The sequence below is a fragment of the Pantoea sp. RCC30.1 genome, assembly GCF_058148845.1.
The window spans coordinates 51,576-65,560 of record NZ_JBXUHX010000004.1; the positions used below are offsets into that span (position 1 = coordinate 51,576).

General features: G+C 53.6%; 13 protein-coding genes. 7 read left to right on the forward strand and 6 right to left on the reverse strand.

From position 1 onward, the window contains the following. Window positions 1–17 precede the first annotated feature (17 nt). Window positions 18–860 (reverse strand): 23S rRNA (adenine(2030)-N(6))-methyltransferase RlmJ, encoded by an 843-nt coding sequence (locus AC2LB6_RS05435; RefSeq protein WP_490092747.1) that lies wholly within the window; start codon window positions 858–860, stop codon window positions 18–20. Window positions 861–1,288: 428 nt separating this feature from the next. On the opposite strand from AC2LB6_RS05435, the gene prlC reads away from it, so the two are divergent. Further along, window positions 1,289–3,331, forward strand: coding sequence for an oligopeptidase A (gene prlC, locus AC2LB6_RS05440; protein WP_490092748.1), 2,043 nt, complete (start codon window positions 1,289–1,291; stop codon window positions 3,329–3,331). 8 nt (window positions 3,332–3,339) lie between these two features. Continuing rightward, the gene (gene rsmJ / locus AC2LB6_RS05445) at window positions 3,340–4,086 is read left to right on the forward strand and encodes a 16S rRNA (guanine(1516)-N(2))-methyltransferase RsmJ (protein ID WP_490092749.1); all 747 of its coding nucleotides are present in this window, start codon (window positions 3,340–3,342) and stop codon (window positions 4,084–4,086) included. A 50-nt stretch (window positions 4,087–4,136) separates the two neighbouring features. Here the strand turns inward: rsmJ and uspA are convergent, their stop codons facing one another. After that, window positions 4,137–4,574 (reverse strand): universal stress protein UspA, encoded by a 438-nt coding sequence (gene uspA / locus AC2LB6_RS05450; RefSeq protein ID WP_003852123.1) that lies wholly within the window; start codon window positions 4,572–4,574, stop codon window positions 4,137–4,139. 415 nt (window positions 4,575–4,989) lie between these two features. Between uspA and uspB the strand changes: the two genes are divergently transcribed. Beyond that, complete coding sequence (gene uspB, locus AC2LB6_RS05455) at window positions 4,990–5,325, forward strand: universal stress protein UspB (RefSeq protein ID WP_003852126.1); 336 nt, start codon at window positions 4,990–4,992, stop codon at window positions 5,323–5,325. Between the two features lie 37 nt (window positions 5,326–5,362). Here uspB and pitA read toward each other — a convergent pair whose 3' ends face one another. Then, window positions 5,363–6,865, reverse strand: coding sequence for an inorganic phosphate transporter PitA (pitA, locus tag AC2LB6_RS05460; RefSeq protein ID WP_136196250.1), 1,503 nt, complete (start codon window positions 6,863–6,865; stop codon window positions 5,363–5,365). A gap of 243 nt (window positions 6,866–7,108) precedes the next feature. Here pitA and AC2LB6_RS05465 point away from each other — a divergent pair, with 243 nt between their 5' ends. Continuing rightward, entirely contained in the window at window positions 7,109–8,293 is a 1,185-nt protein-coding gene (locus AC2LB6_RS05465) for a BaiN/RdsA family NAD(P)/FAD-dependent oxidoreductase (protein WP_490092750.1), read from the forward strand. 7 nt (window positions 8,294–8,300) lie between these two features. On the opposite strand, the gene AC2LB6_RS05470 is transcribed toward AC2LB6_RS05465, so the two are convergent. Continuing rightward, window positions 8,301–9,287 (reverse strand): aldo/keto reductase, encoded by a 987-nt coding sequence (locus tag AC2LB6_RS05470; RefSeq protein ID WP_490092751.1) that lies wholly within the window; start codon window positions 9,285–9,287, stop codon window positions 8,301–8,303. A 292-nt stretch (window positions 9,288–9,579) separates the two neighbouring features. Between AC2LB6_RS05470 and AC2LB6_RS05475 the strand changes: the two genes are divergently transcribed. Next, window positions 9,580–9,777, forward strand: coding sequence for a hypothetical protein (locus AC2LB6_RS05475; RefSeq protein ID WP_490092752.1), 198 nt, complete (start codon window positions 9,580–9,582; stop codon window positions 9,775–9,777). 1 nt (window position 9,778) lies between these two features. Further along, entirely contained in the window at window positions 9,779–10,606 is an 828-nt protein-coding gene (locus tag AC2LB6_RS05480; protein WP_490092753.1) for a hypothetical protein, read from the forward strand. Between the two features lie 32 nt (window positions 10,607–10,638). Here AC2LB6_RS05480 and AC2LB6_RS05485 read toward each other — a convergent pair whose 3' ends face one another. Beyond that, complete coding sequence (locus AC2LB6_RS05485) at window positions 10,639–11,721, reverse strand: type I restriction endonuclease (protein WP_490092754.1); 1,083 nt, start codon at window positions 11,719–11,721, stop codon at window positions 10,639–10,641. Window positions 11,722–12,053: 332 nt separating this feature from the next. After that, a complete protein-coding gene (locus AC2LB6_RS05490) occupies window positions 12,054–13,073 on the reverse strand; it encodes a LacI family DNA-binding transcriptional regulator (protein ID WP_490092755.1) in 1,020 nt (339 codons plus the stop codon). Window positions 13,074–13,302: 229 nt separating this feature from the next. On the opposite strand from AC2LB6_RS05490, the gene AC2LB6_RS05495 reads away from it, so the two are divergent. After that, complete coding sequence (locus AC2LB6_RS05495; RefSeq protein WP_490092756.1) at window positions 13,303–13,980, forward strand: SDR family oxidoreductase; 678 nt, start codon at window positions 13,303–13,305, stop codon at window positions 13,978–13,980. Window positions 13,981–13,985 lie beyond the last annotated feature (5 nt).

Genomic DNA, 13,985 nt, shown 5'->3' on the forward strand with positions numbered 1-13,985 from the left:
GTAGAAAGCAAAGAGAGTTATTCGGGTACGATCTGGTTGACCACGAAGTGACCGGTACCAGCTGGAACCAGTTTCTGGTGCAGCCACGGCAGCAGGGTCTTCATCTGCTGGGCCAGCTTCCACGGTGGATTAATCACGATCATGCCGGAAGCGGTCATGCCGCGCTGATCGCTGTCCGGGCGGGCAGCCAGTTCGATCTGCAGGATATTACGGATGCCGGTTGCTTCCAGGTCGCGCAGCATGTGTTTGATCTGCTGGCGTAAAACCACCGGATACCACAACGCAAAGACGCCGGTGCCAAAACGTTTATGGCCTTCCTGAATCCCTTTCACCACCGCCTGGTAGTCGCTTTTCATTTCATACGGCGGATCGATCAGCACCAGTCCGCGACGCGACGGCGGTGGCAGTTTCGATTTTAGCTGCTGATAACCGTCGGCACGATCAACGCGCGCGCGGTCATCTTTGCTGAATTCGTTACGCAGCAGCGGGTAGTCGCTGGAGTGCAGCTCAGTGAGTTGCAGTTTGTCATCTTCACGCAGCAGGTGACGGGCAATCAGCGGTGAGCCGGGATAGTAGCGCAGCGTGCCGCTACGGTTCAGCGCACGAATCGCGTCAAAATAGGGTTGCAGCAATTCCGGCGCATCGGGCTGCTGCCAGATACGAGAGATACCTTCCAGATATTCACCGGTACGCTCGGCGTGCTCGCCGCTCAGCTGGTAGCGACCTGCACCCGCATGGGTATCCAGGTAGAAAAACGGTTTCTCTTTCTCTTTCAGCGCCGTGATGATCAGGCTCAGAACGGTGTGCTTCAGCACGTCGGCGTGATTGCCAGCATGGAAGCTATGGCGATAACTCAGCATTGTTTATCCTGTTGAATGTATAAGGTTTTAATTGATGGAAAATCAATTTATACCAATTATTACCTCACGTATTACCCACAGAACGACGCACAGCAACCGACGCAGGAAAAGCATGAGAATCCGCGATTATATCAGGGATGACCCGCGGATGGGCCAGAAGCGTGATAACAAATCGGGATTGCAGGACGCGGTTCAGGTGGGGCGTCGGGATTATGGTTTCAGGGAGCCAAAAACGGCCGCAAAATCAGCCCGGCACACCAGCCGGATTTCGGGCATCAGACAAAAGCAGGCATCTTCCGTGCGGTGATCCGCGCGTTTCTTCCCCACCTCATCCTGGCTGCCATTGATTTCCGCTACACTAAGCCGCATGTTACTTAGATTGCGTTGCGCGACCCGCTGCGCCCCATACATCTATACAGGACTGCGCTATGACCAATCCGCTACTGACATCTTTTACGCTCCCTCCTTTTTCTGCCATCAAGCCTGAACATGTGGTGCCTGCCGTGACGGAAGTGCTGAGCCACTGTCGCGCAGAAGTCGAAAAAGTCGTGGCGCAGGGTGCGCCGTATACCTGGGATAATCTGGTTCAGCCGCTGGCGGAAACCGACGATCGCCTGAGCCGTGTCTTCTCACCGGTCAGCCACCTCAACGCGGTTAAAAACAGCCCGGAGCTGCGTGAAGCTTATGAGCAGACGCTGCCACTGCTCTCTGAATACAGCACGTGGGTCGGTCAGCATGAAGGTCTCTATCAGGCGTATCGCAACCTCAAAGAGGGTGACCAGTACGCTGCGCTTGATCTGGCGCAGAAGAAAGCGGTCGACAACGCGCTGCGTGATTTTGAACTCTCCGGTATTGGTCTGCCAAAAGAGAAACAGCAGCGCTATGGCGAAATCGCCGCGCGCCTCTCTGAGCTGGGTTCGGCTTACAGCAACAACGTGCTCGATGCCACCATGGGCTGGAGCAAGCTGATTACCGATGAAAGCGATCTGGCTGGTATGCCGGAAAGCGCGCTGGCGGCGGCGAAAGCACAGGCCGAGGCCAAAGAGCAGGAAGGCTGGTTGCTGACGCTGGATATCCCAAGCTATCTGCCGGTCATGACCTACTGCGACAATGCGGCGCTGCGTGAAGAGATGTATCGGGCCTATGCGACGCGCGCCTCCGATCAGGGGCCGAACGCCGGTAAGTGGGATAATGGTCCCATCATGGCGGAAGAACTGGCGCTGCGTCACGAGCTGGCACAGTTGCTGGGCTTCGACTCCTACGCTGATAAATCGCTGGCGACCAAAATGGCGCAAAGCCCGTCACAGGTGATCGACTTTCTCAACGATCTGGCTGAACGCGCCCGTCCGCAGGGTGAGAAAGAACTGGAGCAGCTGCGCGCCTTCGCCCAAAAAGAGCATGGCGTCTCTGAACTGAATCCGTGGGATCTCACCTATTACGGTGAAAAGCAGAAGCAGCATCTCTACACCATCAGCGATGAGCAACTGCGCCCTTACTTCCCGGAAGAGCGTGCGGTCGCCGGTCTGTTTGAAGTGGTAAAACGCATTTACGGCATCAGCGCGAAGCAGCGCACTGACGTTGAGGTTTACCATCCAGACGTGAAGTTCTTCGATCTGTTCGATGAAACCGGCGAACTGCGCGGTAGCTTCTATCTCGATCTCTACGCCCGCGAGCACAAACGTGGCGGTGCGTGGATGGATGATTGCGTCGGCCAGATGCGTAAAGCCGATGGTAGCCTGCAGAAGCCCGTTGCCTACCTGACCTGTAACTTTAACCGTCCGGTGAAAGGCAAACCTGCGCTGTTCACCCATGACGAAGTGATTACCCTGTTCCATGAGTTTGGTCATGGCCTGCATCACATGCTGACCCGCATCGAAGCGCCTGGCGTTTCCGGTATCAGCGGTGTGCCATGGGATGCAGTCGAACTGCCAAGTCAGTTTATGGAAAACTGGTGCTGGGAACCGGATGCGCTGGCCTTTATCTCGGGTCACTTTGAAACCGGCGAACCGCTGCCAAAAGCGTTGCTGGATAAGATGCTGGCGGCGAAGAACTATCAGGCCGCGCTGTTTATCCTGCGTCAGCTTGAGTTCGGCCTGTTCGATTTCCGTCTGCATACCGAGTTTAATCCGGAGAAAGGCGCGCAGATTCTCGAAACCCTGCGAGAAGTGAAAAGCCGCGTAGCGGTTGTCCCGAGTCCGGAATGGGGCCGTTTCCCGCACGCCTTCAGCCACATCTTTGCCGGTGGTTATGCGGCGGGTTACTACAGCTATCTGTGGGCAGACGTGCTGGCGGCGGATGCTTACTCCCGCTTCGAAGAAGAGGGCATCTTCAACCGTGAAACCGGTCAGTCCTTCCTGGATAACATCCTGACGCGGGGTGGTTCTGAAGAGCCGATGGAGCTGTTCAAACGCTTCCGTGGCCGTGAGCCGCAGCTCGATGCGATGCTGGAACATTACGGCATTCAGGGATAAGTCGGTTCGTGAAAATCTGTTTGATCGATGAATCAGGCGCCGGAGACGGCGCCTTATCACTTTTAGCGCAGCGCTGGCAGCTGGACCACGATGAAGCGTCGCTGCTGGCGCTGGTGCAGACTTCAACGCACCTTGAACTGCGTAAACGTGATGAGCCTAAGCTGGGCGGTATTTTTGTTGATTTCGTCACTGGCGCGATGGCGCACCGCCGTCGCTTCGGTGGTGGACGCGGCGAGGCCGTCGCTAAAGCGGTCGGTATCAAAGGCGGTTATCTGCCGGATGTGGTTGATGCGACTGCAGGACTGGGACGTGATGCGTTTGTGCTGGCCGCACTCGGCTGCCGGGTGCGGATGCTGGAGCGTCATCCGGTGGTGGCTGCGCTGCTGGAAGATGGATTGCAGCGCGGTTACCAGGATGCGGAAATTGGTCCCTGGCTGCGCGATCGCCTGACGCTGATTCATGCCGCCAGCGCGCAGGCGCTGGGCGATATCACGCCGCAACCGGATGTGGTCTACCTCGATCCGATGTATCCCCATCGCCAGAAAAGTGCGCTGGTGAAAAAGGAGATGCGGGTGTTTCAGTCGCTGGTCGGGCCGGATGAAGATGCGGATGCTCTACTGGAACCGGCCCGGCGGCTGGCGAAGAAACGCATTGTGGTAAAACGGCCAGACTATGCACCGCCGCTGGCGGGTGTGGTAACGCAGGCAGCCGTGGTCACTAAAAGTCATCGCTTCGATATTTATCCACCGCTTTAAAGCTTAAAAAAGCCGGCTCTGCGCCGGCTTTATTCATTTATGCGGCGAAATTACGCCTCGTCTTCATCGCGCAGCGGCACAATCAGCATGTCGATATGCACGGTGTTGATTAGCTGACGGGCTGAGGACATCAGCTTGCTCCAGAAATCCTGATGATGACCACATACCACCAGGTCAACGTCATATTTCTTGATCGCATCAACCAGAACCTGGCCGAGGTCACCACTGCCGCTCAGCGTTTCACTGATCGGATAGCCCGCCGCATCTGACAACCCTTTCAATGCCGCATGCGTCTCTTCAGAGATGCGCTTCTGCATATCCCCTAAGTTGACATCAATCAGGCCGGTATAGAGGTCTGAGTAATTCACATCAACGTGAATCAGGGAAATTCTGGCATCGTACGGACGAGCCAGCGAGACGGCCTTATCCACCAGTAACTGGCTTTCGGGAGAAAGGTCTACTGCAATCAGGATATGTTTATAAGCCATGATAAAACTCCTTTCACGAGATTAAGGATGGCATCCAGTGTTCCTGCCGCGTCACAGCTTAGCGAAATCCCTTGCGCGAGCGGGCGATGAGCGCCACCAAAGTGTCTACCTGCATTGCAGGTGATGATGTTGTTATGGGATGAGTATAGCCTTCTCTCACTGCAAATGCTGCCGTTGCCGCCTGGCTTATGAATAAGATCAAGGCTATGCCAAATTTACTCGCGCTGAACGAAAATCATCGTTGGAAAAAATGTTAAGAATTCTCCTACACTGAAAAAAGGCGGTCCGGTTCGCAGCCGCTCAGGGGGTCGAAAAACTTTCGCAGTCCGGTGATTCAATGGCTGGTTTTTTCTGCAGGCGGGCTCAGTGTCAGACACGGGGTCTGTTGCTGCGATTCCAGTCAGGAGGGGAGAATATGATCAGCACTATTGCGCTTTTTTGGGCTCTTTGTGTGGTGTGTATCGTGAATATGGCGCGCTATTTTTCGTCTCTGCGCGCGCTGCTGGCGGTATTAAGGGGTTGTGATCCGCTGCTGTATCAGTATGTGGATGGGGCGGGGTTTTTCACCTCTCACGGTCAGCCGAGCAAGCAGGTTCGACTGGTCACCTATATCTGGGCAAAACGCTATCTTGATCATCATGACGATGAGTTTATCCGGCGCTGCGAGCGGGTACGGGGGCAGTTTGTGCTGACCAGTGCGCTGTGTGGACTGGTGGTCATCAGCCTGGTGGCGCTGGCGATCTGGCATTAAAAAAGGGCGACTTGCGTCGCCCTTTTTTTAGCTGGCATCACACCAGTTTTAAGGCAATCCAGTAGAGCGAACCTGAAAGGAGAATACAGACCGGCAGGGTGAAGATCCACGCCATGGCAATATTCTTGATGGTCCGGCTCTGCAATCCGCCACCGTCGACCAGCATAGTACCGGCCACCGATGAAGAGAGGATATGCGTGGTGGAGACGGGCATGCCGGTATAGCTGGCAACCCCAATCGACAGCGCGGCAGTCACCTGTGCTGACATTCCCTGCGCATAAGTCATGCCTTTTTTACCAATCTTCTCACCAATAGTGGTGGCAACACGACGCCAGCCAATCATGGTGCCGATGCCCAGCGCCAGCGCGACGGCCACAATAATCCAGATTGGCGCATACTCAATGGTGCCAAGCAGGTCGCTTTTCAGCTTATTGAGGAAGCGTTTGTCATCTGGCGTGGTTTCCTGCAGACGAGCCGCTTTATCGGCGGTATCTGAGATACACAGCAGCAGGCGACGCATCTGACCGCGCTGATCAACCGTCAGCTGATCGTAGCTCTGCAGATTATTCAGCAATACCTGAGCACGCTGTACCGCCTGCAATGCGCGCGCGCTGTCACAGTGGAACTCCTGCGAGCTGGTTGCTGGCACTTCTTCCGGCGTAGGCAACTTAGGCGGTGCCATCTGGATGATGTGCGTCAGTGCGGCGTTATGCTGCTGGTAATACTGCTCCAGGTGATTGACCGCATCGCGGGTGCGCGTGATGTCATAACCGGAGGCATTCATATTCACCACGAAACCTGCCGGAGCCACACCAATCAGGACCAGCATGATCAGGCCAATGCCTTTCTGACCGTCATTCGCACCGTGCGAATAGCTCACGCCAATTGCCGAAACAATCAGGGCGATACGCGTCCAGAACGGCGGCTTTTTCTTGCCGTCGATCTTCTCGCGGTCAGCAGGCGTCATATGAATACGCGCACGCTTTTTGGTATTGCTCCAGTAGCGACGCAGAATAAAGATTAAGCCGCCCGCCATCACCAGGCCGACAATTGGCGACAGGATCAGAGAAAGGAAGATGTTCAGAACTTTCGGGATATTGAGCGCATCAACCACCGAGGTTCCGCTCATCAGGGCGTTGGTCAGACCGATACCGATAATAGCGCCGATCAGCGTATGGGAGCTGGAGGCCGGCAGACCGAGATACCAGGTGCCGAGGTTCCAGATAATCGCCGCCAGCAGCATAGAAAACACCATGGCGAGACCGTGAGCCGATCCAACATTTAACAACAGATCGGTGGGAAGCATATGAACAATAGCGTAAGCGACACTCAATCCACCGAGCAGCACGCCAAGGAAATTGAATACACCCGCCATCACCACAGCAAGCTGGGCACGCATGGCACGCGTATAAATGACCGTCGCAACTGCGTTGGCCGTGTCGTGGAAACCGTTGATCGCTTCGTAAAACAATACAAACAGCAGGGCAAGAACCAATAACAGGCTAGTACTGAGGTCTAGACCAGCAAACAGATGTAGCATAAACGTTACGCCATTTTTGGAGGACATGAACGCGGCGCATTATCCGCGACAACGTGCTGTATGGGAAAGGAAAATATAGCGCTAATTTAACCTTTCTTCGTAAGGGTTAAGGGTAACTCAACGAAAAAGGGTTAGATATTAGACAGATACAATATGACACATTTGCGGCAATTTTTTGACGCTGGCGTCTGGGTGAGCAGAACACTACAATCTGCGCCTTTCCAGTAAAGTGAGTGAGTCGTAGTGGAACAGTTTGACGTTATCATCATTGGTGCCGGAGCAGCAGGGCTGTTCTGCGCCGCCCAGGCCGGACAGCGGGGGCGCCGCGTGTTACTGCTGGATAACGGCAAAAAGCCAGGACGCAAGATTCTGATGTCTGGCGGGGGCCGCTGCAACTTCACCAATCTCTACACTGAACCGGCGGCGTATCTGTCGCACAATCCTCACTTCTGTAAATCGGCGCTGGCGCGTTATACCCAGTGGGATTTTATCGATCTGGTTAATCGCCACGGTATCGCCTGGCATGAGAAAACCCTGGGCCAGCTCTTCTGTGACGACTCAGCGCAGCAGATTGTCGATCTGCTGTTGGCCGAATGTGACAAAGGCAATGTCACCCTGCAATTGCGCAGTGAAGTGCTCAGCGTAGAGCGCCATGACGGCGGTTATACCCTGCAACTCAACGGCAGCACGGTTCAGGCGGAAAAGCTGGTTATCGCCAGTGGCGGTCTGTCGATGCCAGGCCTGGGTGCTTCGCCGTTTGGCTACAAAATTGCGGAACAGTTCGGGCTGAGCGTCTTTCCGACGCGGGCGGCGCTGGTGCCCTTTACCCTGCACAAGCCGCTGCTGGAGCAGTTGCAGACGCTGTCAGGCGTCGCGCTGGAAACCACGATCGATGCGCAGGATGGTACCCGCTTCAAAGAGGCGATGCTCTTTACTCACCGCGGTCTGTCGGGGCCGGCGGTATTGCAGATTTCCAGCTACTGGCTGCCGGGTGAGTTCGTCACCATCGATCTCTCACCCGCCACGCCAATTGAAAACTTTCTGACGGCGCAGCGTGAAGCACATCCGAATCTAAGCCTGAAAAACAGCCTGGCGAAAATCCTGCCGAAGCGTCTGGTGGAAGTCCTGCAGGCGCTGAAGGTGGTGCCGGATATCACCCTGAAGCAGCTCAACAGCAAACAGCAAACCGAGCTGGTGCAGACGCTGCACGCCTGGCGCATCCAGCCAAACGGCACCGAGGGATATCGTACTGCGGAAGTGACGCTGGGCGGCGTGGATACGACACAGCTCTCCTCAAAAACCATGGAGGCGCGCGCGGTGCCGGGCCTTTACTTTATTGGTGAAGTGGCCGATGTCACCGGCTGGCTGGGGGGATATAACTTCCAGTGGGCGTGGAGTTCTGCCTGGGCTTGCGCCCAGGCGTTGTAACGCACGTTTACCAGCGCTGATGCACGTGAGGCGCGATCTTCTCCTGATAGATCTGCTTCAGCGCCGCCATCGTATCTGCAGAGAGCGCATCGGCATCGCTGGCGCGGGCATTGGCTTCAGCCTGTTCGCGGTTTTTCGCACCAGGAATCACCACGCTGACATCCTCGTTCATCAGGATCCAGCGCAGCGCAAACATCGCCATGGTGGTGTCGCCCGTGACAAAGCGGCGAATCTCCTCAACCGCCTCCAGCGCCACCTCATAAGGCACGCCGGAAAAGGTCTCGCCTTTATCAAACGCTTCGCCATTACGGTTAAAGGTGCGATGGTCGTCAGCGGCAAACACGCTGTCGGCGCGCATTTTGCCGGTCAGTAAGCCTGACGCCAGCGGCACACGGGCAATGATTGCCACATCACGGCGTTTTGCCTCACGCAGCAGCAGTTCCGCCGGACGCTGACGGAAAATGTTGTAGATCAACTGAATCGACGAGACGTTGGGAAATTCCAGCGCCTTCAGACCTTCCTCGACTTTCTCAACGGAAACGCCGTAATGGCGGATTTTTCCGGCGGCAACCATCTCGTCCATCACTGCAAACACGTCCGGGTTGTAGTAGACCTCGGTCGGCGGACAATGCAGCTGCACCAGATCCAGCGTTTCAGTTTGCAGATTTTCCCGTGAGCGTTCGATAAACGCGTTGAGGTTTTCGGCGTTGTAGCCCTCAGCGACGTGTGGCGAAAGGCGACGCCCCAGCTTGGTCGCCACAAACGGGCGCTCACCGCCGCGCTGATTCAGCACCTCTGCGATGATCTTTTCAGAGCGGCCATCGCCATAAACATCGGCGGTATCAATAAAGGTGATGCCCGCATCCAGCGCGGCATTGAGCGCGGCTTTGGCATCCTCCATGCTCACTTCTCCCCAGGTTCCGCCAATAGCCCATGCGCCAAAGCCAATTTCGGAGACGCGCTGACCGGTGCGGCCCAGTGTTCGTAGTTTCATGCAAACATTCCTCGATGCGTTTCAGACAGGGTGACAAAAAGCGGCTAACCATTGAGCTTAGCGCTTCCTGAGGGAGAGGCGATTTCACGTCCTCGCAGGCCCGCCCCGTAAAAATGCGATGCGGTGACGCCAGGCTGCTGGTTACGTTGAAGATTTCACTGAAAAACGGCTTCGACTGTCTGGCTGCCGCTTCGCTAATTAATTGATTTTAAGAAATTTCACCGGAAATTAAACAGGCGAGAGTGTGGATTCGGTCACATACTTCAATTTTCAGGCCAACAATGGGATCGCTATGTTTAAAGTTATTAAATCGGTCTTTGCCAGTCCCGATAAGTTTTTGCAGATCATGACCCGTCAGGATATCAATGACTCAATCGCTGAAGGTGAGCGCATCATTATTGATGAAAACGGCAATATCTCGGTCAACACGCTGAGCGAGGAAGTCCATGAAGATTTTGCCCGCCACGTGAATACGTTAAAGGGAGTGTGAGGTGGGTACCGCAATATTTATGGTGTTGATGGTCAGTGGTTACTGGTACACCAGCCGTGATTTAAACAGCCGCTTTAAAATCCGTCGTTCGTCGGGCTGGGATGTCTATTTTCTGGTCGCGCTCTACGGCTGTATTTTTGTTCTGCAGGGTGTGTTCGCAACCGGCATCGTCTGGTTACTGCTGCTCTGTATCTCCGGCATTGCCAACGCCGTACAGATGATCCCCGGCGTTCATCTGAAGTGGCAGATGGAGTTTATGAACTGGAGCTTCCTGGGCATCCAGGCTCCGGTGGTGATCATGCTCGCCTTTGCCATTTTGCTCTGTCTCTATCGCTCAAACTGGGCAGGCAGCGCACGCCTGAACGTTTCCGGTCGCAAAGACCTCTATCAGCGACTGTCACGCTCCAATGGCGTGGAGCAATTATTGTTTCAGTGTATGGAAGAGGGGGAACTGGCCTGGATTACGCTGAAGTCGCGCCGCATCTACATTGGCATGGTTCATGCCTCGACCTTTGAATATGAGAGTACCAAAAACATCGTGCTGATCCCGATGCTGAGCGGATACCGCGACAGCAAGACACTGAAGCTGGCGGTGGAACATAACTACAGCAAGTGGTACGCCGAACATGACATCACGCTCGACTCTAAACCCAAAGATGCGATGTCGTTCCGTAAAGTGATCATGGTTGACCAGATAGAAAGTCTGTCACTGTTCGATCCGGCCAGCGCCACGGCGCTTTCGATGGGACATCCGCAGGAAGTGGAGAAGAGTCAGGGTAATGAGGAAGGCGACAGCCCGGATGATGAAAGCCGGGATACTGCGGGTTAAGAAAGCCAGGAAAGAATCCTGGCTTCTGACTGTCAACAGTATTGTTGCGCTGTATCTCTTAAAAGATCAGTGAAGTTATAGATATCGTTGAGTGAGGTGATTGGATGGCGAGTCTCTTTTTTCTCGCCATCAAAAATCCCGATATATAACTGACTACGATTGAAATGAAGACGGCAAATGGGCTTACGATTATTGTCATCGATCAAAATACCAAGGTAACTTTGGGTATCGCGGAAGGTAATGCGTTGAGGCTCAATAACTTTTCTGATGATTGATTTTACAATATGAAATCCTTCAATCTCCATTTCAGTAGTAACAATGGTACCGTTATCCGCCTCGCTTTTATCACCACTGTTTTTCGATAAATCTTCATTATTAGGCTGGTTTGATACCATCGCTCCACCGCTGATAGCAGATTTAAGTCTCTCATTAACCTGATCATTGAGCCATTGAGTTGCAGCTTTTTTAGTTAGTATAGAGAATTGCTCTCTGACTTTTTGCGTAAGTATGCCGTCATAAACACGTGAAGCAAAAAGTTTAACGAAGTCCTCATCTGGTTCGCTGAATTGGCTGGAAATCATTTTTTTTATCTGACTGATAAATTTAAGTTCGCCAGCTGCACTGACAATCGAATCAACATCAAAAGCGCTTTTGGTGAGTTTAATCAGTTCTGGAACCACGTGTTCATCAATATCCAATAAATCCAGTTCTAAAAATGGCTTCTCATCCATTTTATTCGGTGCATCCAGATCGGTAAAAAATTTATAAAGCTGGCCATTTGTTAAGATAGAAATGCGTGCATTCGTCACATGGAAGTAGCGGAAGAGTTGCGAGGCATGCTTAACGTTTAAAGGTTCACCAATTTTTTTACATTCTATCAGGATCTGAATTTCACCCCCTTTAGATATGGCGTAATCGATCTTTTCACCTTTCTTAGTACCGACATCACAAATGAACTCAGGGATAACTTCTGTCGGGTCAAAAACATCATATCCAAGTATCTGACTGATGAAAGGCATAACAAAAGCACTTTTAGTGGCTTCTTCTGTCTGAATAATTGCTGCTTGCTGCTGGATCTTAGCTGAAAGACCATTGAGGTTATTGAAAATGTCCATTGCTCACCCTGTTTTTGTTCGACTCAAGTCGTGTTTGAGCTTCATTAGCTGATTTAATGAAGTTGCCGGGATGTAACATGTTAGAAATTTTTATTTTTTATATAAATCATTTGCTTAATTTATTTTTGGCAGGTCGAATTGTTCCTTCAATTCACTTTAAAGTAAGGAAAAATTATCAGAAAAAAATGAAATTGGCTATTTAGCAGTCGCTAATTATTGACTTTTTTTTCATAAGGACTGGTTCTCATAGCAAATGTTGAATTTTTGCGGTTACGGTATTCAGCAACGCTATGATCATTTATCGTTTTGCCATAGCCTGGAAAAAAACTACCTCACGCCATATTTTCCGCCGTAAACAGTCTAAACGCCACTTTACCCGCCTGATAGATATCCGGTTGATAGCCGGTTTCCAGATGACTCAGCATCAGATCAATCGCTAGCCGGGCATGCTGTTGAGCATGCTGATCCAGGGTAAATGCCACTTCATCGTTCAGCAGCAGCTGGCGAGTAACATCATAAAGCTCATGGGTGATGTAGGTGCATTTACCCAGCAACTGGTGGGCGCGCAGGGTGTCGCTGACATCGGTATTGCCCATGCCGGTGTTATAGACACCCGCAATCGCCTGCGACGGCTTCAGATTGCGGGCCAGCACGCTGCGGATGGTTTCCCGCTGATCCTGACCCGATAGTACCTCACGCAGATGACGCTGTGGCGCGCGCTGCTCCATGGCCTCACGAAATCCCGCGATGCGCTGGCGATGGGCGCGGTAATCAAAACGGCCACTGACCATCAGAATGTCGCCAGGCTGATTTGCTGTCTTACTCATCAGCAGTCCGGCTGTGCGTCCCGCCTGATACTGGTCGATGCCGACATGACACAGGCGGTCGGCATCGGGCAGATCGGTGACGATAGTGATTACCGGCACATTGCGGCTGCGGCACAGCGCCAGTGCCCGATAGATGGGCGGCGAATCGTGCGCAAACACAATGATGCCGTCGCGGGTACTGCTACGGGCGATAATGCTTTGCGCCAGCTGCTCAGGCTGCGCTTCGGCCACCAGGGTTTTGTGCAGTTTCAGGCGGCGATAGCCAAGCTGGCTGGCGACTTCGCTGAAATGGGTGGTGAGCTGCTGAAAAAAGGATGAGCCGTTATTACTGAGGAACACCTCGATTTGCCACGGATGCTGGTACTCCTCCGGCAGCAGACGCTTGAGTCCTGCTTCGCGCGCGGCTTTCAGAACCTTGCGGCTGGTCTCCAGCGACACACCGCCACGCTCATTCAGTACCCGATCGACCGTCGCGATCCCGACGCCCGCCATTTTTGCCACCACCTCTAAGGTGAGCTTTTTCATTCAGACTCCACGCGAAAAATGGCGATTAACTGCTGCCTGCCAGACTGTTTATCTCTTCTAAACGGTTAAAAGTAAAAGATAAAGCGATTTAATGATGGAAACCCATCATCAGCGCTGTGCCGGGAGGTTTTTACCGACCGTGCGGTCGTCAGGCTTAAAAGCACAGTGGGCCGCTGTCCTGGCGGAATACCCGTTAAGCTTGTAGTGAGACAATTAACGAGGAATGAATATGGCTCAGCAAAAAGAGGTTCTGATTATTGGTGCTTCGCGCGGTATCGGACTGGCGGTGGCACAGGCATTTGCCGGTGAGGGTTGGCAGGTCACGGCTACGCATCGCAGTGGCATTCCGGAGCAGGGCAACAAGCCAGACATTCACTGGCATGCGCTGGATATGACTCACTCATCTGCGGTTCAACAGCTTGCCAGCCAGCTCAGTGGCAGGGCGTTCGATGCGATTCTTATCAACGCCGGAATTTCCGGGCCTTCACACCAGAAAGTGTCGCAGAGTGACGATCAGGATCTGGCGCAGCTGTTCCTGACCAATACGATAGCACCGGTTCGCAGTGCAGAGATTTTGCTACCGCTGCTGAAACAGGAAGGCGTGCTGGCGCTGACCTCATCCCAGCTCGGCAGCCTGAATGAAAATCCGGAGGCACAGATGCCGATTTACTCGGCAAGCAAAGCCGCACTGAATATGCTGAGCCGCACGCTGACTCCGGCAGTAGAAGCTCAGAACGGGACACTGCTGACGCTGCATCCCGGCTGGGTGAAAACGGATATGGGCGGCGAGGGTGCGCCCCTCACGGCAGAAGAGAGTGCTGCCGGTATCGTCCAGCAGCTGATCCAGTGGCGCGGTCGCGGTGGTCATCACTACGTTGATTACACCGGTCAGCAGCTGCAATGGTAAGCTGA

Coding starts and splice junctions, on each gene's coding strand:
- AC2LB6_RS05435 (WP_490092747.1), bottom strand. CDS start 860: ATGCTGAGTTATCGCCATAGCTTCCATGCTGGCAATCACGCCGACGTG.
- prlC (WP_490092748.1), top strand. CDS start 1,289: ATGACCAATCCGCTACTGACATCTTTTACGCTCCCTCCTTTTTCTGCC.
- uspA (WP_003852123.1), bottom strand. CDS start 4,574: ATGGCTTATAAACATATCCTGATTGCAGTAGACCTTTCTCCCGAAAGC.
- uspB (WP_003852126.1), top strand. CDS start 4,990: ATGATCAGCACTATTGCGCTTTTTTGGGCTCTTTGTGTGGTGTGTATC.
- pitA (WP_136196250.1), bottom strand. CDS start 6,865: ATGCTACATCTGTTTGCTGGTCTAGACCTCAGTACTAGCCTGTTATTG.
- AC2LB6_RS05470 (WP_490092751.1), bottom strand. CDS start 9,287: ATGAAACTACGAACACTGGGCCGCACCGGTCAGCGCGTCTCCGAAATT.
- AC2LB6_RS05475 (WP_490092752.1), top strand. CDS start 9,580: ATGTTTAAAGTTATTAAATCGGTCTTTGCCAGTCCCGATAAGTTTTTG.
- AC2LB6_RS05485 (WP_490092754.1), bottom strand. CDS start 11,721: ATGGACATTTTCAATAACCTCAATGGTCTTTCAGCTAAGATCCAGCAG.
- AC2LB6_RS05490 (WP_490092755.1), bottom strand. CDS start 13,073: ATGAAAAAGCTCACCTTAGAGGTGGTGGCAAAAATGGCGGGCGTCGGG.
- AC2LB6_RS05495 (WP_490092756.1), top strand. CDS start 13,303: ATGGCTCAGCAAAAAGAGGTTCTGATTATTGGTGCTTCGCGCGGTATC.